Source organism: Wenyingzhuangia aestuarii, from assembly GCF_011927765.1.
Classification (GTDB): Bacteria; Bacteroidota; Bacteroidia; order Flavobacteriales; family Flavobacteriaceae; genus Wenyingzhuangia; species Wenyingzhuangia aestuarii.
In genome coordinates, this window is record NZ_JAATJG010000001.1 from 186,415 (window position 1) to 206,162 (window position 19,748).

Below are 19,748 nucleotides of genomic sequence, written 5' to 3' on the forward strand. Positions count from 1 at the left end.
CTAAAGTCATTTTATATCTTTAATCTTAAAATTGATTTGGAATGACTTTATACCCGATAGAAGCAGGAAACTTTAAATTAGATGGTGGGGCTATGTTTGGAGTAGTGCCCAAAGCCATTTGGCAAAGAACCAATCCTGCAGATGCAACCAATAAAATAGATATTGGTATGCGATGTCTGTTGATAGAAGATGGAGGTCGATTAATTTTAATAGACACCGGTTTAGGAAACAAACAAAGCGACAAGTTTTTTAGTTACTACACTCCTTGGGGAGATTATACTTTAGATACTTCTTTGGCAAAACACGGTTTTCATAGAGATGATATTACCGATGTTTTTTTAACACACTTACATTTTGATCATGTAGGTGGAGCTATTCAGTGGAATAAAGACAGAACTATTTTAGAACCTTCTTTTAAGAACGCTACCTTTTGGTCTAATGCCAATCACTGGCAATGGGCTGTAGAACCCAATGCTAGAGAAAAAGCTTCTTTTCTATCAGAAAACATATTACCAATTCAGGAAAGTGGACAGTTAAAGTTTGTAGGATTGAATGGTGAAAAAAAATCTAAAGAATCTGAGTTAGGGTTTGGCATATTTTATGCTGATGGACACACGGAGAAACAAATGATTCCGATTATTAAGTACAAAGGAAAAACACTTGTTTTTATGGCAGATTTATTGCCAACAGTGGCTCACGTTCCTTTGCCGTATGTAATGAGTTTTGATACAAGACCTTTGTTAACATTATCGGAAAAAGAATTGTTTTTAAAAGAAGCTGCAGATAACGAATACTTGTTGTTTATGCAGCACGATGCGCATCACGAAATATGTACAGTGCATCAAACAGAAAAAGGAATAAGATTAAAAGAAACATTTACATTTAAAGAAATATTTAATTCATGAAATTAACAAAATACACAGCCGTTGTAGCCTTAGGGGCATTTGTAGTTAGTTGTAGTTCTATTCATAACATTGCTATTCCAGAAGGAAAGAGCACCACTATTCATATTCCTGCTAAAAAAGTTTTTGCAGAAGAAGATATAAATACTTGGTCACATTCAGACTTAGCTACAGACTCTATTCCGGGAATGAGTTTGGCAAAAGCCTATGAGTTTTTACAAGGAAAAAAATCTGTTCCTGTTATTGTAGCTGTTACAGATTCTGGTTCTGATATTACTCACGAAGATTTAAAAAGTAAAATTTGGGTAAACAAAAAAGAGATTGCAGGAAACGGTAAAGATGATGACAAAAATGGATTTATTGATGATGTTCATGGATGGAATTTTTTAGGGCCAACCTATGATGAAACTTTAGAGATTACAAGATTATATAGAACCTTAAAACCAAAGTACGAAGGAAAAACATCGGTAGATATTAAGAAAAAAGATACCGAAGATTATTTGGCCTTTAAAGCTTTAGAAGAAGATTATAAAAACAATTTAGAAGAAGCTAAAAAAGGACAAGAGCAATATATGCAGTATCAAGGTATGTTAAAAGATACCGATGTTGCTATGCAAAACTTAACGGGTAAAAAAGACTATACTTTAGAAGATGTTAAAGCTGCTACATCTAAGTTTGATTTTGTGAATTCTAAAAAAGAAATTGCTATCAGAATTTTAGAAAGCGGAAGTACTATAGAAGAGCAAATAGAGCAATTAGAACCTGCTGTTGAATACTACACTTCTAAAGTAAATACGTATTATAACTTAGAGTTTGATGGAAGAGCAGCGTTAAATGATGATGCGTACTCTATGAAAACAAAAGTGTATGGAGATAACAATGTAAAAGATCAAGCAGATGATGAAATTCACGGAACACATGTTTCTGGAATTATTTTAGCAGATAGAAATAATAATTTAGGAGTTGCCGGAGTAGCAGAAAATGCTTTGTTAATGGCAGTAAGAGTAGTGCCAAACGGAGATGAATATGATAAAGATGTAGCTTTAGGAATTAGATATGCTGTAGATAATGGAGCCAAAGTTATCAATACAAGTTTTGGAAAAGGATACTCTCCTAATGCTGAATGGGTATACGATGCTATTAAATATGCAGCTAAAAAAGATGTGTTAATTGTAAATGCAGCAGGTAACGATGCTCAGAATATTGATGACAAACCAAGCTATCCTAAAGATGTAGATGATGCTGAAGAAATATCAGATAACTTTTTAACAGTAGGTGCAGCAACGCGTTTTTATAATGAAAAATTATTGGCAGATTTTACCAATTACGGTAAAAAAAGTGTAGATGTTTTTGCTCCGGGTCATGATATTTACAACACAGTTCCTGGAAATAAATATCAAAAATTAAGTGGAACCTCTATGGCTTCTCCTGCTACAGCTGGTGTTGCTGCGTTAATTCGTTCTTATTATCCAGAATTATCTGCAAGTCAGGTAAAGCATATTATTATGAATTCTGGAACTTTGGTAGATTTAGAAGTTTTATTGCCAGGAGGAGAAGGTAAAAAAGTAAAACTATCAGAAATTTCTAGAAGTGGTAGAATGGTAAATGCATACAATGCTGTAAAAATGGCAGCAGCTATTGTAAGCAAGAAAAAATAAATTTAAAGTTTAATAATGATGTACCAGCCTGTTATGGGCTGGTATTTTTATTTAAAAGATTATGAACAAAATACTATTATTCTTAGGACTGTTGTCTTTTAGTGCAAATGCTCAATATTGGCAACAAAAAACAGATTACAAAATGAGTATTGATATGGATGTAACGACCTATCAATACAAAGGAAATCAAGAAATAACCTATAAAAATAATTCACCTGAAACTTTAACTAAGGTGTATTATCATTTGTACAATAATGCTTTTCAGCCTGGTAGTGCAATGGATGTAAAAATCCAAAACATGAAAGATCCAGATCATAGAGTAATGGTAAATGTTGGTACAGAAGAAGCACCTGTTAATAAGAGTAGAATTTCTTTATTAACTCCAGAAGAGCAAGGGTATTTAAAGGTGATTAGTTTAACACAAGGAGGAAAAGCTCTAGATTATCATGTAGAAGGGACTATTTTGGAAGTTGAATTAGCAAAGCCTTTAAAATCTGGACGTAAAACTCGTTTAAAAATGAAGTTTGAGGGGCAGGTTCCGTTACAGGTAAGAAGATCGGGAAGGAATAATAAAGAAGGAGTGGCTTTGTCTATGACTCAATGGTATCCTAAACTAGCAGCTTATGACGATGAAGGTTGGCATGCAAATCCGTATTTAGGAGCTGAGTTTTATGCAGACTGGGGAGATTATGAAATAGATATTACAATTGATAAAGCATATACTATTGGGGGTTCTGGATATTTGCAAAATCCTAATGAAGTTGGGCACGGTTATGAAGATTCAGCTAAAAAATTAAAACAAAAAGTAGTTGATGGAAAAATTACTTGGGAATTTAAAGCTCCCAATGTACACGATTTTTCTTGGGCTGCCGATGCAGACTATAAACACTTAAAACACAAAGTAGCTAACGGACCAGAAGTACATTTTTTATATAAAAAGTCACTATCAGAGGCTAAAAAAGAATCTTGGGAAAAACTACCTAAAGTAATGGATGAGTTGTTTTCTTTTTATAAAGAACAAGTAGGGGCTTATCCATATAAACAATATACTGTTGTACAAGGAGGTGATGGAGGAATGGAGTATGCTATGTGTACCTTAATTACAGGAGATAGAGAGTATAGAAGTTTGGTGGGAGTGGTAGCGCATGAATTGGCTCATAGCTGGTTTCAGTTTTTGTTGGCAAGTAACGAAACCAAACATGCTTGGTTAGATGAAGGTTTTACAACTTACATTTCTACTGTAATAGAAAATTTGTTATTTAACGATGAAAAAGATGCCTTTAAAAAAATGTACGCTAGTTATGCCAAATTGGTTTCTTACGGAATAGAACAACCGCTAACTACTCATGGAGATGCTTTTGACTACAATTATGGTTATGGAGTTTCTTCTTACAATAAAGGAGCTTTGTTTTTGCATCAATTAGAATATGTAATAGGAAAAGAAGCGCTTAAGAATACGTTGAGAAATTATTTTAAAGAGTTTAGTTTTAAACATCCTAAACCAGAAGATTTTATCAGAATTGCTGAAAAAAATTCAGGAATGGAGTTAGATTGGTATTTAAATTTTTGGATAGAAACTACAGCAACTATAGATTATGAAGTATTTGCCCCGTTAACCAATACAATTACCCTTCATAGAAAAGGTAAAATGCCAATGCCTATAGAGTTAACAATTACTTATACAGATGATAGTCAAGAAGAGTTTTATATTCCTTTGGATATTATGAGAGGTGAGAAAAAACAAAAAGCCACTGTTTTAAGAGATTGGTCTTGGATAAAACCTACTTATAGTTTTACAGCAACTAAATCTATTAAGAAGATAGAGATAGATAAAAATCATCGAATGGCAGATGTAAATGTAGAAAACAATGTTTGGAGTCAAAAATAACATTCATCAACTAAAAAAAGAGTAACTTAAACTTTCATTAGAAATAAATAAATGCCTCAATCAAAAACATTACAAGAAATTTTAAAGATAGATTTACCTTTTTTGGTAGCACCTATGTTTTTGGTATCTAATACAGCTATGGGTATTGCAGCCATGCAAAAAGGAGGAGCAGGGTGTATTCCTGCTTTAAATTATAGAAAAATTAGTGAGTTAAAAGAGGCTATTAGAGAAATGAAAGCTCATAAGCCCCCTAACGGAGCTTTTGGAATTAATATTATTGTAAATCCATCTAACTTAAAGTATAGAGATCAGTTAAAGGCTTGTTGTGATGAAGGGGTCGATTTTATTATTACTTCTTTAGGAAGTCCTAGAGAGGTGATTGTAAAAGCTAGAAGAGCTAAAATTAAAGTTTTTTGCGATGTAGTTAATCTAGATCATGCCAGAAAAGCAGAGGCTTTGGGTTGTGATGCTTTAATTGCGGTTAATAACAAAGCAGGTGGACATAGAGGAGAGTTTGGGCCAGAGGATTTAATTAAGGAATTGGTAGAAAACACCAATTTGCCAATAATTTCTGCTGGAGGAATTGGTTCTAAACAAGACTTAGACCATGTGTTGGCTGTTGGAGCGGCAGGTGCTTCTATAGGAAGTCCGTTTATTGCATCGGAAGAATCTCAAGTTTCAGAAGCTTATAAAAATGCTTGTGTTTCTTATGGTGCTAAAGATATTGTAATGACCAAAAAAATATCTGGAACACCTTGTACGGTCATCAATACACCGTATGTTCAAAAGGTAGGATTAGATGAAACTTGGTTGGAAAAAAAATTACATAGGTATCGTTTTTTAAAAAAGTGGATTAAATTATTACGATATATAAAAGGGACTCAAGATGTTGTTAGCTCTGCAAAAGAAGTAACTTATAAGAATGTATGGGTAGCTGGTCCAAGTATTGAACATACCCATAAAATTGAACCCATGTCCAAAATTATAGATAGATTTATTCTGTAAGCACAATCCCTTTGCTATTAGAACGTTATATTTGTCTTGTTAACAAACCCCATTTTTAGACTTAAACTTTTGTGAAGCACTATTTTTTATACATATCTGCATTTCTTTTATTGGCTTGTAGTACCCGTAAAGATAAATTTGTTAATAGACAATATCATGCTTTGGTTACCAAATACAATGTGGTTTACAATGGAAAACTAGCTTTTGAAAAAGGGTTAGAAAAAGTAGAAAACACCTATCAAGACGATTTTAACGAAATTCTACCTATAGAACCTTTTAGTTTTTATGCAGATCAGGAAGTAGATGGAGATGCAAAACCTATAGGACAATCTGATTTTGAAAGAGCCGAAGAAAAAGCGGTAAAAGCCATTCAAAAGCATTCTATGTTAATTGGAGGTGAGGAAAAGAATCCTCAAATAGATGAAGCTTATTTGTTGCTTGCAAAATCTAGATATTACACAAAAAGATTTGGTCCTGCTTTAGAATCTTTTGAATACATCATTAAAAATTATCCAAGTGCTAGTTTAATTTATGAAACTGTAGTTTGGAGAGCCAAGGCAAATATTCATTTAGACAATATAGAATTTGGTAAAAGAGCTCTTAAAAGATTGTTAACATCTTCTAGGTTGTCTGCTAAAATTAGACAGCAAGCTGAGGTTGGAGTGGTAATGGCTTATCAAAAAACACCTGATAGTTTAGATCAAATTGCTACGCATTTAGAGGCTGCTTTAGCTGCTTTGGATAAAGGAACTACCGCATCTAGAGTTGCATTTGTATTAGGACAGGTGTATAGAAAAAAAGGAATGATTAAAGAATCTGACCTTGCTTTTGATAAGGTGATTAGTACAAAAAATGGATTGTATAAATTTAAGGTTCAAGCTCAATTAGAAAAAATAAACAATCACTTAGAAGATTATACAACTCAAGAGTTTTTAGAAAATGTAAATCATTTAATAGGAGTAACTAAAAACCGACAATATATTGGTGCGCTTTTGTATGAAAAAGGACTAATTTATCAGGCTTCGGATTCTACTACATTGGCAAGACAATTTTTTACAGAATCTGTGCAAAGTGCTAAAAGTGATGTGAATCAGAAAGTGCTGTCTTACGAAAAGTTAGGAGATTTGTCTTATGATTTAAAAATGTATGAGCAAGCAAAATCTTATTATGATACCTTAATTAACGTAGCAAAAAACAAAAAATCAAGAAGAGTTATTAGAATAAAAAGAAAATCTAATAGTTTAGAAAAAATTGTCAATACTCAAAAAGAAGCTACTGTAAATGATAGTTTGTTGAAAATTGCTAGAATGAATAAAGTAGATTTGATTACTTTTTTTGAAAATCACATTGCTAAAATAAGAGCGCAAGAAAAGCAAGCTAGATTAAAAGAATTAAGGTTGTTGGCAGCACAAAATAAAATTGGTTTTGAAGATAAAACCGATTGGTACTTTTATAACAATAGCCAAAGAGTAAAAGGAAAAAAAGAATTTAAAGATTTGTGGAAATTGTCTTCTAAAAGAGAAAATTGGTATGCTAAATCTTTAGGAACGTCTAATTCTGTAAATGTGCAGCCAGAATCTACAGATGAAGAGAAAGCTGATGGAGATAACAAATACAATGTAACATTTTACACAAATACTATTAATAGAGATCCTAAGTTTTTAGATAGCGTTGCAAAAAGTAGAAACTTAAATTACTACGAGTTAGGAAATGCTTATTACAATCAGCTTGCAGAAAAAGAATTAGCCGTTGAAAAGTTAGAAAAGATGATTTCTTTTGATCCTAAAGACGATTTAAAAATAGGGGCTTATTATAGATTGTACAAAATATATAAGGATTCTGATGATTTGGAAAAAGCTAATTTGTATAGACAAAAATTATCAGAAGAATATCCAAATTCATCATTTACAAAATTAGTGAACAATCAAAATGGAGTAATAACAGTTGACGAAGAGGAAGATGCTTATATAACTTGTTATGAAACTATTTATGAATTGTATAAAATAAATTCTATTGATGCAGCTAAAGAAGAAATAGCTGAGGCTATTTTAAAATATGGAGAAACCAGTTTGGCTCCAAAATATGCATTGCTAAATGCGTATATAGCAGCAAGGTTAGAAGGTAAGGAAGCTTTTGAAAAAGAATTAAAAGATATTTCGTTTAGATATCCTAATTCTGAAGAGGCTACAAAGGCTAAACAGTTGTTAAATAAGAATTAACTAACTTTGAAAGAATAAATAGGAGAATATATGTTTGGTTCAGATAAAAAGAAAGCGCAAAACATGCAAGAGAATTTAACGATGGAAAGAAATAGAATTTCAAAGAAATCTGTTTTTAAAGGAAGCATTACATCACAAGGAGATTTTAGAATTGACGGTACTGTAGAAGGAGATTTAACCACAACAGGAAAAGTGATTATTGGTCCTGATGGAAAAGTTTACGGAAAAGTAAAATGTGTAAATGCAGATATAGAAGGTTTTTTTGAAGGTCATTTAGAAGTTAAAAATTCTTTGTGTTTAAAACCATCAGCTAAAGTAGCGGGTGATATTTATATGGAAAGTTTAACAGTAGAACCTGGAGCCGTTTTTAATGCCAATTGTAGAATGTTAAGTACTATAAAAGAATTAAATCCATCAACAATTGAACAATCAAAAGAGTCAAAAGAAAGAGAACACAACGTTTCGGAAGTTTCTTAGGTTTTCCGGAATAGGAGTGCAACTTGGAGTAATGATGTATATAGCCTCTAAATTAGGGAATGTTATAGATACTTATTTTCAGTTTGAGAAACAGTGGGCAACTCTTTTGTTCATAATAGCCGCTCTTGTTATTTTTGTGATGAATTTAATGAGGCAATTAAATAAACTTAATAACGAATAATTTTAATGATTAAGAATCATACCAAAGGTTTAGCCATTGTAATATTGGTAAACCTTTTTGCTTTTTTACTACACAGCTACTTAGGAACCGATAGTTTATTAGATAAAGTAATTTCAGTAATAGATTTACCTCTTTCTTATATAGTGAATGCAACACTATCTATTTTAGTGTGTTTTAGTGTATTATTGTTAAATAAGAAATATGAAAGTCAGATAGGTTTTATTTTTCTAGGATTAAGTGTTGTAAAGATGCTTGTTTTGTACTTTGTTTTAAATCCGACGAATAAATTTGGAGACGTAATTACACAAGATGCAATCGCTTTATTTGTTCCGTTTGGATTGAATTTGGTAATGGAGCAAATATTTATAGTAAAGTTGTTAAAAATAAGCGATTTAGCTAAAAATTTTAAAAAGGATTAAAGTTTTTGAATTTTGTGTAAAACAATGTTGAAAACTCATAGATATTTTAAATTATTGTTTACATTTGCACAAATTTTGAAACAATCCTTATTCACGAGAGAATGATAGTAAAATTGAACTTAAAGTTTTTAGTGGTGTTAATGTTAACATTAACAACGTTTACAAGTCAGGCAAACGATGATCAGCATTCTGTAGATGCGCACCAAACTGAAGCTGTACAGCATGAAAATCATGATGTAGAACATGCTTCTTCAACTCATAATTCTCACGCAAGTGGAGCAAATGATGGAATTAGTACTCCTGAGGAGATTACTGCTTATTCACAACATCACTTAGCCGATTCGCATGACTTTACTTTTTTCTCTGACGAAAAAACAGGTCATCATTACGGATTTCCATTACCAGTTATTTTGGTAGATAATGGATTAAAAGTTTTTATGTCTTCAGAATTTCACCACGGTGAAGCTGTAGTGTCTAAAAATGGATCTCATTACGTTTTACATCACGGAAAAATTTACAACTCAGATGCTGAGGGTAACTTATTAGAAGATGAGCATGGTCATCATGTACATCCTTTAGATATTTCTATTACAAAAAATGTATTATCTATTTTAGTAATCTCAATCATTATGCTTTTATTGTTTGTTAGTTTAGCAAACAACTATAAAAAAGGACCAATTCCTACAGGTATTTCTAGAGTGTTAGAACCATTAGTAGTTTTTGTTAGAGACGAGATTGCAAGACCTAATATTGGTGAAAAGAAGTACCGTAAGTTTATGGGGTTCTTATTAACAGTGTTTTTCTTTATTTGGATAACTAACTTATTAGGATTAACTCCATTAGGAATTAACGTTACAGGAAACATTGCTGTTACAGTTTGTTTAGCATTGTTTACTTTCTTTATTGTTCAATTTAGCGGAAACAAAGATTATTGGAAACATATTTTTTGGATGCCAGGTGTACCGGTTCCAATGAAAATAGTTTTAATGCCTATTGAGGTTTTAGGTATGTTTACAAAACCTTTCTCATTATTAATTCGTTTGTTTGCAAACATTACAGCAGGTCACACCGTTGTAATGGGATTAATAGCATTGATTTACACAGGTAAAGCAATGTTGGGTACAGGTGGTAGTATTGGAGTATCGTTATTATTAACGTTATTTATCAATGTTATCGAAATATTGGTTGCTTTCTTACAAGCATATATCTTTACAATGTTATCATCATTGTTTATTGGTATGGCAGTAGAAGAACACGATCATCATTAAGAAGAAATTTTTTGTTTAATTATATATAAATCAATTATTATGGCAATCCCAGGATTAGTAGGAGCAGGTTTAATCGTTATTGGAGCAGGTTTAGGTTTAGGTAAGATTGGTGGTTCAGCAATGGACGCTATCGCACGTCAACCAGAAGCAGCTAACAAGATTCAAACTGCAATGATTATTATTGGTGCATTATTAGAAGGTTTAGCATTCGGTGCTTTAATCTTAGGAAAATAATCACTAAGAAAAATTAAATACTATCTGTAACGGTTGGTTACAGATAGTATTTTTAAACAAAGAATATAAAACGAACTATATTAAATTTTACATAGATGGATAAGTTAATTAACGATTTTTCATTTGGTCTATTTTTCTGGGTAGCAATTATATTTGTTATCTTAATTGTTTTAATGCGTAAGTTTGCATGGAAACCTATTTTAGAAGCTTTAAATGAAAGAGAAGAAGGTATTTCAAGTGCTTTAGAAGCTGCAGAAAATGCTAAGAAAGAATTACAAGCGTTAAATGCTGATAATGAAAGAATCTTAAAAGAGGCTAGAGCAGAAAGAGACACTATGTTAAAAGAAGCTCGTGAAATTAAAGATAAGATTGTTACGGATGCTAAAGATGAAGCAAATGAGCAAGCAGGTATTATTATCTCTAATGCAAAACAAGCTATTGAAATAGAAAAACAAGCGGCGGTTGCTGAGTTAAAATCTCAGATTGCAGGAATTTCTATCAATATTGCTAAGAAAGTTATCAAGAGTGAATTAGCTTCTGAAAAAAGCCAATTAGAGTTGGTAGAGAAATCTTTAAAAGAAGTTACTTTAAACTAATATAAAGAATGAGTACAAGAGCAGCAATACGTTACGCAAAAGCGATCTTAAATCTTGCTAAAACTGATAATAGTGAATCAGCTGTATATACAGATATGCAATTGATTGAGGCTACCATTCAGGGAAGTAGTGATTTAAAGGTGTTGTTAAAGAGTCCTATTATAAAAGTAAGTGATAAAGTGAAAGCTTTAGAAGCTATTTTTGGGAGTCAAGTTAACAATTACTCTTTAGGATTAATTAAGCTTTTAGCGAACAACAAACGATTAAACGTTTTAGAAACAGTAGCAAGTGATTATCAAATTATTTATGACCACTTAAAATCTATTGAAGTTGCTATAGTAACTACAGCTGTTCCTTTAACAGCAGCATTAGAAGCACAAGTTATTGCTAAAGTAAAAGAATTAACTGGTCACGAAACTAAATTATCTAATGAGGTAAATCCAGACATTATTGGAGGATTTATTTTAAGAGTTGGAGATATTCAGTACGATGCTAGTATAGCAAAAAGCTTAAGAGAATTAGAAAGAAGTTTTGACGATAGTCACTACGAAGCAAAAATTTAAAAATTACATCAAATAATAAATAAAGATGGCAGCAATAAAACCAGCTGAAGTATCAGCAATTTTACAAGAGCAGCTAACTAATTTTGAAGCAAAAGGTTCTTTAAATGAAGTTGGTACTGTATTACAAATTGGAGATGGTATTGCACGTGTATACGGATTAGCAAATGTGCAGTATGGAGAATTAGTTGAATTCGAATCAGGATTACAAGGAATTGTATTGAACTTGGAAGAGGACAATGCAGGAGTTGTATTATTGGGTTCTTCTTCTCAAGTACAAGAAGGTTCTACAGTAAAAAGAACTGAAAAAATTGCATCTATTAATGTAGGTGAAGGAATTGTAGGTCGTGTAGTTGATACTTTAGGGAATCCTATCGACGGTAAAGGTCCTATTGCTGGTGAAACATTTGAAATGCCATTAGAGCGTAAAGCTCCTGGGGTTATTTTCCGTGAGCCTGTTACTGAACCATTACAAACGGGTATTAAATCTATTGATGCCATGATTCCTGTTGGACGTGGACAACGTGAGTTAATTATTGGTGACCGTCAAACTGGTAAATCTACTGTTGCTTTAGATACAATCTTAAACCAAAAGGAATTTTACGATGCTGGTGAGCCAGTTTATTGTATTTATGTTGCTATTGGACAAAAAGCTTCTACAGTTGCTTTAATTGTAAACTTATTAGAAGAAAAAGGAGCTTTAGCATATACTACTGTAGTTGCTGCTAATGCATCTGATCCTGCTCCAATGCAGGTATATGCTCCATTTGCAGGTGCTGCAATTGGTGAGTATTTCCGTGATACTGGTAGACCAGCTTTAATTGTTTATGATGATTTATCTAAACAAGCAGTTGCTTACCGTGAGGTATCTTTATTATTAAGAAGACCACCAGGACGTGAGGCATACCCTGGGGATGTTTTCTACTTACACTCTAGATTATTAGAGCGTGCAGCAAAAGTAATCAACAATGATGCTATTGCTCAACAAATGAATGATGTACCAACTTCATTAGTTGGTAAAATTAAAGGAGGAGGTTCTATTACAGCATTGCCTATTATTGAAACGCAAGCTGGAGATGTTTCTGCATATATTCCAACAAACGTAATTTCTATTACTGATGGGCAAATCTTCTTAGATGGAGATTTATTTAACTCTGGAGTTCGTCCTGCAATTAACGTTGGTATTTCTGTATCACGTGTAGGAGGTAACGCACAGATTAAATCTATGAAAAAAGTATCAGGTACTTTAAAATTAGATCAAGCTCAATATCGTGAATTAGAAGCATTTGCTAAGTTTGGTTCTGATTTAGATTCAGCTACTTTATCTGTAATTGAAAAAGGACAACGTAACGTAGAGCTTTTAAAACAAGCACAAAATGATCCTTATACTGTAGAAGACCAAGTAGCAGTTATTTATGCAGGTACTAAAAACTTATTAAGAAAAGTACCGGTAAATAAAGTTAAAGAGTTTGAAGCAGACTATATTCAGTACTTAAACGCTAAGCACAGAGACGTGTTAGATTCTTTAAAATCAGGTAAATTAGAGCAATCTTCTTTAGATGTTTTAGAGGCTGTAGCTGCTGAAGTTTCAGCTAAATACTAAAAAGTAATAAGTACTTAGTTCAGAGTAAATAACTTACTCTGAACTAAGTTGTTTTATATGTTTTTAATAAGAATATAAAAGATCTTATTAATTACTAAATACGATAAAAGAATGGCAAACTTAAAAGAAATTAGAAACAGAATTACTTCTATTGGCTCTACAATGAAAATTACGAGCGCAATGAAGTTAGTATCTGCTGCAAAGTTAAAAAAAGCACAGGACGCTATTACTGCAATGCGACCTTATGCTAACAAATTAACTGAGTTATTGCAAAACTTAAGTGCTACATTAGATGCTGATGCAAGTGGTGTTTACGCTGAGCAAAGAGAAGTTTCTAAAGTTTTATTGGTTGTAGTTTCGTCTAACAGAGGTTTATGTGGTGGTTTTAACACGTCAATTATTAAAAAGACAGAACAGGTTATTGCTGAAAAATATCAAGGTAAAGATATTTCTTTATATACTATTGGTAAAAAAGCAAATGACATTTTAGCTAAAAAATACAAAGTTGTTAAAAATGATGTAAATATTTTTAATGAATTAACTTTTAACAATACAACTGTTATTGCTGAAGAGTTAATGGAGTTGTATGCTAGTGGAGATTTTGATAAAATTGAAATTATATACAATGTGTTTAAAAATGCAGCTACTCAAATAGCTACATTAGAGCAATTCTTACCAATTGAACCAATTGAGGTAGAAGGAAATGTATCTGCTGATTATATTTTTGAACCTACAAAAGCGGAAATTGTAGAAGCGTTAATACCTAAGTCTTTAAAGACTCAATTATACAAAGCAATTAGAGATTCTTTTGCTGCTGAACATGGTGCTCGTATGACTGCTATGCACAAAGCAACAGATAACGCTAAAGACTTAAGAGATGGATTGTTGTTAACTTATAACAAAGCTCGTCAGGCTGCAATTACTGGAGAAATTTTAGAAATTGTTGGTGGAGCAGAGGCTTTGAATAACTAATTCTAAGAAATATAATTTAAAAAACCGATAACATTATGTTATCGGTTTTTTTGTGCGTTATGACTATATTTAAACTTTAATTTTAAGACATGGAAAGAACACTAGTAATAGGAGATATACATGGAGGTTTTAAAGCTTTAGAACAAGTTTTAGAAAGAGCAAGTGTAACCACAAATGATACACTTATTTTTTTAGGCGATTATGTAGACGGTTGGAGTCAGTCTTTTGAAGTTATTAATAAATTAATAAGTCTTAAATCATCGCACAATTGTGTGTTTTTAAGAGGGAATCACGATGAACTTTTTTACGATTGGATTGCCAACGGAAAAAGCAATCCTAATTGGTTACTACATGGAGGACAAGCCACTTTAGATTCTTATAAAGACAGACCGTATAACTTTGTTCAAATTCATGCTCATTTTTTACAAAATCTAGAAAACTATTATTTAGACTCAAAGAACAGATTGTTTTTACATGCAGGTTTTACCAATGTAAACGGAATCGATCAAGAACATTTTACCAAAATGTTTTACTGGGATCGTTCTTTATGGGAAACTGCTTTAGCTTCTAGAAAGTTAGATTTAAATGATGAATTTTATCCTCAACGATTAAAAATTTATTCAGAAATATATATTGGTCATACTCCATTGTCAAAAATAAATAGAGATAAACCTTTTTGTGCTTCTAGTGTTTGGAATGTAGATACAGGTGCAGCTTTTACAAATGCTTTAACTATTATGGATATAGAAACTAAAGAATTTTGGCAAAGTGATGCTTTACCAACATTATACCCAAACGAAAAAGGGAGAAATTAATATAAAATAAGAATTTCAGATTTATAATCTGATTACTTTTACTACTTTTGCAAGGCTAATAAAAATTTAACTATTATGACAGCATTAAACATCTTTAACACTATTGATGATTTATTTACAAACGGTTTATTTGCACCTTTTAAAGCGTTACGCTTTAGCGGTTCTTGGTGGGGATCTAATGCCTTAAACTTTGTGTTTGTAATTGTAGCTTTAGTGTACTTTGCTTACTGGATGAAAGAATCTAAAAAGTTTAAAGATACAAATACAGAAGATTCATCAAAATAAGAAACTAGATTGGGAAGTAAAAATAAGTTAAAACGTTTTAATGAAAATGAAACGTTTGACAATGTAATACAGCCAACTAGAGAAGAAGTTGTATCTGGTTTTAAATACCAAGGTAAATGGAATACATTCTTTAAAAACAACAATCCTATTGTATTAGAATTAGGTTGTGGTAAAGGAGAGTATACTGTTGCTTTGGCTAAAAGAAATCCAGACGTAAACTATATTGGTATAGATATTAAAGGAGCTCGTTTTTGGAGAGGAGCTAAAACAGCTATAGAAGATAATTTACCAAATGTAGCTTTTATTCGTACTCAAATAGAATTGGTTGATTTTATTTTTGCTGAAAACGAAGTAAGCGAAATTTGGATTACTTTTCCAGACCCTCAAATAAAATATAAGCGTACCAAACACCGTATGACAGGTGATGCTTTCTTAAGAAGATATCATAAAGTTTTAAATGCAGATGGAATTATGCATTTAAAAACGGACAGTGAGTTTATGCATGGTTATACCATTGGTTTGTTACACGGACAAGGTCAAGAGGTTGTTTATGCCAATCACGATGTGTACAGACAAGAAGGTGCTCCAAAAGAAGTAACCGAAGTACAAACGTATTACGAAAGTCAATATTTAGAAAAAGGTAAGGCAATTACTTATCTTCAGTTCAAATTAAAATATTAAAAAAAAGCTCATTAGTACTAATGAGCTTTTTTTATAAATATACTTTTCCTCCAAAAGCAAACATTTGGTAATTCACATTTCCAATATCATAAAATTGGATTCCTGCTTTTAGCGCATAGTTTTTATAATAATAATTTACACCTAAATTTGTTTGATAGACCCCATCATTTGTAATGAGAGTTCCTCTGTGTTCTACTTCTAAGCTTAAAGGGATTTTAAAAAAGTATTGAAAGCCCATTTTGTAAGTAAAGTAAGCTTTGTTTACGCTGGAATGTACATAGCTAGCACCCAAACCATAATGTAAACTAAAAGAGTTGGTTCTTATTCTGTAGTAATTAGCTGTAATATCGTGTAAAAAGAGTTGAGAAGTTTTTCCTTTTATAGATTCATATAAATAAAGCTGATTGTATTCTATACTTCCACGTTGTAAAAAACGAAATTTAGCATTTAAGTTATTACCCATAATGTTTTGTGCATCAAAAACTAATTGATTGGAGATGTCTAGCCTTATAGGTTTATAAGTTGTGGAATTATAAGTATAATCACCTACAAGATTATCTAAGTAAGGGTGTGGAGTTAATTCCATATAAGGATGCTTTCCATCTTTTTCTAAATAAGATTCTATAAACAATTCAAGAGTAACAACTTTGGCTAAAAAAATAATAGGTTTTGCTACAAGGTCAACAAATAAAACTTCTCCAAAAGAACTATCATCATCTTCTTCATAAACAGAACTACTACTACTGTTTACTTCAATGTTTAGGTCTTTCTTTTTTAAATGAGTTTTAGATTTTTCTAATTTTTGAGAAAAAACAGTTAAGGAAAATAGGCAAAGGAGATAAGGAGTAATCTTTTTCATGTATTTTTATAATGACCAAAACACAAAGCATACCAAAACATTATTTTGAAAACAGATAAACAAGATTTTTTTAAAAAAGTACATCGAGTAGCTAGGTTAATTCCAGAAGGAAGAGTAACCTCTTATGGAGCTATTGCGGAGTATTTAGGAGCAAAATCATCTGCTAGAGTGGTAGGTTGGGCTATGAATGCTGCGCACGGAGATTTGTCTATTCCTGCGCATAGAGTTGTGAATAGAATAGGAATGTTAAGTGGTAAACATCATTTTGAAGGGACCAATTTGATGCAACAACTTTTAGAAAGTGAAGGAGTGCTTGTAAAAGAACATCAGGTTCAAAATTTTAAAGAAATCTACTGGAATCCATGTAAAGAACTTTAAAAAATAACATAAATCTTTAACTCTCAAAAACCTCATAGACAATTGTTTATGAGGTTTTTTTTGTTTTTTGTTTAAAAAATAAAACTTTTTTAAAACCGCATAGAACTTTCTCTCGTACATACTTGTGTAAACGTTTTAATAACTAAAAAATACAATTATGAAGACAAGTAAAATTTTATTAGGGCTAGCAACTATAGCTTTGGTGTCTGGAGCAATTATAGCGGCAGACCATATTGATGCTCCAGACGTAAAAGGGGGTACAAGCGACATTACAGATTTTTATGCTTTTGAAGGAGCTAATTCAAGCAATTTAGTTTTTGTAGCCAATGTGCAAGGATTAATTAGTCCAGAAAATTCATCCTCTGCAAAATTTGACAAAAATGTTATGATTGAGTTTAACATTGATACCAACAATGATAACATTGAGGACTATGTAATTCAGGCCATTCCTAACGGAGATAATATGGAGATTTACGGACCTGCCGTTCCAAATGAAACAGGAGTTAACAGTACTATGTTAGATGCTAAGTTTAAAAGTAGTGTAGCTATAACAGCTTATGGAACCACTCAAATTGAAGCAACAGTTAATACTAGTTTAGTTTCAGGAGTAAAAGCTTTTGCAGGTTTAAGAGATGATCCTTTCTTTATGGATTTTGCAAAGTATAGTGAGATTATTGCTGGAGAGGCAACAGCTTTTGACAACCCAGGAACAGATACTTTTGCTGGTACCAACGTATTATCTGTAGTAGTAGAAGTGCCAAAAACTATGATTGGTGGTACAGGAACTATCAACACTTGGGTAACTACAAAAAGAAAACAATAACATTTAAAAACTAAAGATTATGATACGTAAAATAACAACTATAGGATGTATGTTACTAATAGCAGCAGTTTCTTTTAACTGTTCTAATGACGATAACAACAATATGGAAATAGAAACAAAAGCAGTATTTGCTTTAGAAGATCAAATGGGTAGACCAGCTGTAAATACTGTGTTTGTGTCGTCAGCAAGTAAAGATGCCTTTAATACCACTATTCCTTCAGAGCAAGGTGCCGTTTTTTCTGCAATGTTTAAAACAAATTTAGAAGCATTAAGCCCTGCTTTTAATGAGTCTACAGACACCAATGCACTTGGTCAAGATGCAACAGCTTTTACCAATTTATTAGCAACAGATGTTTTAAATGTTTCTTTAGATGGAACCACTACTTTTTACGATGGAACCAATTTGTTAACAGGTAGAGCTTTAACAGATGATGTGATTACTACAGAGTTATTATTGATTTTTGGTGGTGAAGATTTTTCTGAAAATCCAACATTGTCTGATGATCATGTAGATGCAAACGATAAAGAATTTTTATCAGAATTCCCATACTTGGCATCTCCTTGGTAAAAAAGGCAAAGAACAAATACTGGGGTTTCCCAGTATTTGTTTTTAAACCACAACACTACAATCCCCCTTAAACATGAAAAATCTAAACAAAATTAAAGTCTTTGTTTCTGTATTAATAGTTGTTGCTTGTACAAACAAGACCAACAATGTGGTACAATTAAAAGATTTAAAAACTTACTTAAGAGTTCAACAAGATGATGAGCTTATTAAAACACAAAAAAAAATTGCATTCTGGAATAAAAAATTAGAAGCCACCCCATCTCAATTTCCTTACAAAGTTCAGTTAGCAGGTTTAGAAAATCAATTATTTTCTAAAACCGGAGACATTCAACATTTAAAAAAATCTGAACAACTTTTGTTAGATGCCATTCAAAAAACAAGATCTAAAAACTCAGGTTATTTAAGAGCGTTGGCTAAAAACTATATTTCTCAACATCAATTTAAAAAAGCATTGGACCTGTTGCAAAAAGCAGAAGCTAATGGAGATAAAAAACAAGAAACTATTAAAATGTTATTTGATGTTTATCTTGAACTAGGAGCAAATCAAAAAGCAGAAATGTACCTAGGAAAAATAGAAAACAAACGTTCTTTTGATTATTTAATTAGAATAGCCAAATGGCAAGATTATATAGGAAATTTAGAGGCAACTATTTCTTATATGGAAGAAGCATTGGCCGTTGTACAAGCTAAAGAATATACAGAGCTAGAGTTGTGGTGCATTACCAATTTGGCTGATTATTATGGGCACCATGGTGATATTCAAAAATCTTATGAATATTATTTAAAAGCTTTGGAACTAAATCCGCATAATTATTATGCACTCAAAAAAATAGCATGGATTTCTTTTTCCAATGATAAAGATGTAGAAGAAGCCAAAGCAATTCTATCTTTTTTAGATAAAAACTATCAAGGAGTAGATGTAGATTTATTAAGCTATGAAATTGCTTTGTATGAAAATAATCAAATAGAAAACACCTATAACTCTTATTGGTCCCAGGTTCAAAATTCAGCTTATGGAGATATGTATAATGCCTATAATTTTGATATTTTTGTACACCAAAAAAAATATCAAAAAGCTTATCAAATAGCTTTAAAAGAAGTAAAAAACAGACCTACGGCAGTATCTTATTCCATGTTGGCATTGGCAACCGCTTATGTACAAAATCCATCGTCAGGATTGGCTATTATTAGTTCTAAAAATGTTTTAAAATCTTATGAACCAGCTGTGCGGTTAAGAGTTGCCAAAGTATATGCGTTAAATAATCAAATAGAAAAAATACAACCTTTAAAAAAAGAGCTGTTAGAGGCTGCTTTTGAGTTAGGACCCGTTAAAACTAAAGAAGTACAAAAACTATAA

Annotated in this window: 22 protein-coding genes; 21 read left to right on the top strand and 1 reads right to left on the bottom strand. The window is 31.8% G+C overall.

Annotation, left to right across the window (positions count from 1 at the left end):
• Nucleotides 1–41: 41 nt before the first annotated feature.
• The 17 genes from GGR97_RS00765 (at nt 42) to trmB (ending at nt 15,763) form a co-directional block, all read left to right on the top strand.
• Nucleotides 42–905: an MBL fold metallo-hydrolase gene (locus GGR97_RS00765; RefSeq protein ID WP_167896509.1), complete on the top strand. Its 864-nt coding sequence runs from the start codon at nt 42–44 to the stop codon at nt 903–905.
• Complete coding sequence (locus tag GGR97_RS00770; protein WP_167896510.1) at nt 902–2,560, top strand: S8 family peptidase; 1,659 nt, start codon at nt 902–904, stop codon at nt 2,558–2,560. The genes GGR97_RS00765 and GGR97_RS00770 overlap by 4 nt, the downstream gene beginning before the upstream one ends.
• A 61-nt stretch (nt 2,561–2,621) precedes the next feature.
• Nucleotides 2,622–4,448 (top strand): M1 family metallopeptidase, encoded by a 1,827-nt coding sequence (locus GGR97_RS00775; protein ID WP_167896511.1) that lies wholly within the window; start codon nt 2,622–2,624, stop codon nt 4,446–4,448.
• A gap of 51 nt (nt 4,449–4,499) precedes the next feature.
• Nucleotides 4,500–5,453: an NAD(P)H-dependent flavin oxidoreductase gene (locus tag GGR97_RS00780; protein ID WP_167896512.1), complete on the top strand. Its 954-nt coding sequence runs from the start codon at nt 4,500–4,502 to the stop codon at nt 5,451–5,453.
• 71 nt (nt 5,454–5,524) lie between these two features.
• Nucleotides 5,525–7,672: a type IX secretion system periplasmic lipoprotein PorW/SprE gene (gene porW / locus GGR97_RS00785; RefSeq protein ID WP_167896513.1), complete on the top strand. Its 2,148-nt coding sequence runs from the start codon at nt 5,525–5,527 to the stop codon at nt 7,670–7,672.
• Between the two features lie 30 nt (nt 7,673–7,702).
• Nucleotides 7,703–8,149 carry a bactofilin family protein gene (locus GGR97_RS00790; protein ID WP_167896514.1) on the top strand — a complete coding sequence of 149 codons (447 nt, stop codon included), beginning with the start codon at nt 7,703–7,705 and terminating at the stop codon, nt 8,147–8,149.
• Nucleotides 8,150–8,183: 34 nt separating this feature from the next.
• Nucleotides 8,184–8,330, top strand: coding sequence for a hypothetical protein (locus GGR97_RS15415; protein WP_394352672.1), 147 nt, complete (start codon nt 8,184–8,186; stop codon nt 8,328–8,330).
• A 5-nt stretch (nt 8,331–8,335) separates the two neighbouring features.
• Nucleotides 8,336–8,749: a DUF6168 family protein gene (locus GGR97_RS00800; protein ID WP_167896516.1), complete on the top strand. Its 414-nt coding sequence runs from the start codon at nt 8,336–8,338 to the stop codon at nt 8,747–8,749.
• A 101-nt stretch (nt 8,750–8,850) separates the two neighbouring features.
• Nucleotides 8,851–10,017, top strand: a complete 1,167-nt coding sequence (gene atpB / locus GGR97_RS00805) for a F0F1 ATP synthase subunit A (protein ID WP_245229423.1) — start codon at nt 8,851–8,853, stop codon at nt 10,015–10,017.
• A gap of 39 nt (nt 10,018–10,056) precedes the next feature.
• Nucleotides 10,057–10,251, top strand: a complete 195-nt coding sequence (locus tag GGR97_RS00810; RefSeq protein ID WP_167896517.1) for an ATP synthase F0 subunit C — start codon at nt 10,057–10,059, stop codon at nt 10,249–10,251.
• A 95-nt stretch (nt 10,252–10,346) separates the two neighbouring features.
• A complete protein-coding gene (locus GGR97_RS00815) occupies nt 10,347–10,847 on the top strand; it encodes a F0F1 ATP synthase subunit B (protein ID WP_167896518.1) in 501 nt (166 codons plus the stop codon).
• Nucleotides 10,848–10,855: 8 nt separating this feature from the next.
• The gene (atpH, locus tag GGR97_RS00820) at nt 10,856–11,410 is read left to right on the top strand and encodes an ATP synthase F1 subunit delta (protein WP_167896519.1); all 555 of its coding nucleotides are present in this window, start codon (nt 10,856–10,858) and stop codon (nt 11,408–11,410) included.
• Between the two features lie 25 nt (nt 11,411–11,435).
• On the top strand, nt 11,436–13,010 hold the full coding sequence (atpA, locus tag GGR97_RS00825; RefSeq protein WP_167896520.1) for a F0F1 ATP synthase subunit alpha: 1,575 nt from the start codon (nt 11,436–11,438) through the stop codon (nt 13,008–13,010).
• Between the two features lie 111 nt (nt 13,011–13,121).
• Nucleotides 13,122–13,982, top strand: coding sequence for an ATP synthase F1 subunit gamma (atpG, locus tag GGR97_RS00830; RefSeq protein WP_167896521.1), 861 nt, complete (start codon nt 13,122–13,124; stop codon nt 13,980–13,982).
• 89 nt (nt 13,983–14,071) lie between these two features.
• Entirely contained in the window at nt 14,072–14,797 is a 726-nt protein-coding gene (locus tag GGR97_RS00835) for a metallophosphoesterase family protein (protein WP_167896522.1), read from the top strand.
• Between the two features lie 75 nt (nt 14,798–14,872).
• Entirely contained in the window at nt 14,873–15,082 is a 210-nt protein-coding gene (locus tag GGR97_RS00840; RefSeq protein WP_167896523.1) for a DUF6341 family protein, read from the top strand.
• Between the two features lie 9 nt (nt 15,083–15,091).
• Nucleotides 15,092–15,763, top strand: a complete 672-nt coding sequence (gene trmB / locus GGR97_RS00845; RefSeq protein WP_167896524.1) for a tRNA (guanosine(46)-N7)-methyltransferase TrmB — start codon at nt 15,092–15,094, stop codon at nt 15,761–15,763.
• Between the two features lie 31 nt (nt 15,764–15,794).
• Here trmB and GGR97_RS00850 read toward each other — a convergent pair whose 3' ends face one another.
• Nucleotides 15,795–16,622, bottom strand: a complete 828-nt coding sequence (locus GGR97_RS00850; protein ID WP_167896525.1) for a hypothetical protein — start codon at nt 16,620–16,622, stop codon at nt 15,795–15,797.
• Between the two features lie 45 nt (nt 16,623–16,667).
• Here GGR97_RS00850 and GGR97_RS00855 point away from each other — a divergent pair, with 45 nt between their 5' ends.
• The 4 genes from GGR97_RS00855 (at nt 16,668) to GGR97_RS00870 (ending at nt 19,748) form a co-directional block, all read left to right on the top strand.
• Nucleotides 16,668–17,000 (top strand): MGMT family protein, encoded by a 333-nt coding sequence (locus tag GGR97_RS00855; RefSeq protein ID WP_167896526.1) that lies wholly within the window; start codon nt 16,668–16,670, stop codon nt 16,998–17,000.
• A 157-nt stretch (nt 17,001–17,157) separates the two neighbouring features.
• Nucleotides 17,158–17,823, top strand: a complete 666-nt coding sequence (locus GGR97_RS15345) for a DUF4331 family protein (protein ID WP_167896527.1) — start codon at nt 17,158–17,160, stop codon at nt 17,821–17,823.
• A gap of 19 nt (nt 17,824–17,842) precedes the next feature.
• A complete protein-coding gene (locus GGR97_RS15350) occupies nt 17,843–18,391 on the top strand; it encodes a DUF4331 family protein (RefSeq protein ID WP_167896528.1) in 549 nt (182 codons plus the stop codon).
• 73 nt (nt 18,392–18,464) lie between these two features.
• The gene (locus GGR97_RS00870; protein WP_167896529.1) at nt 18,465–19,748 is read left to right on the top strand and encodes a tetratricopeptide repeat protein; all 1,284 of its coding nucleotides are present in this window, start codon (nt 18,465–18,467) and stop codon (nt 19,746–19,748) included.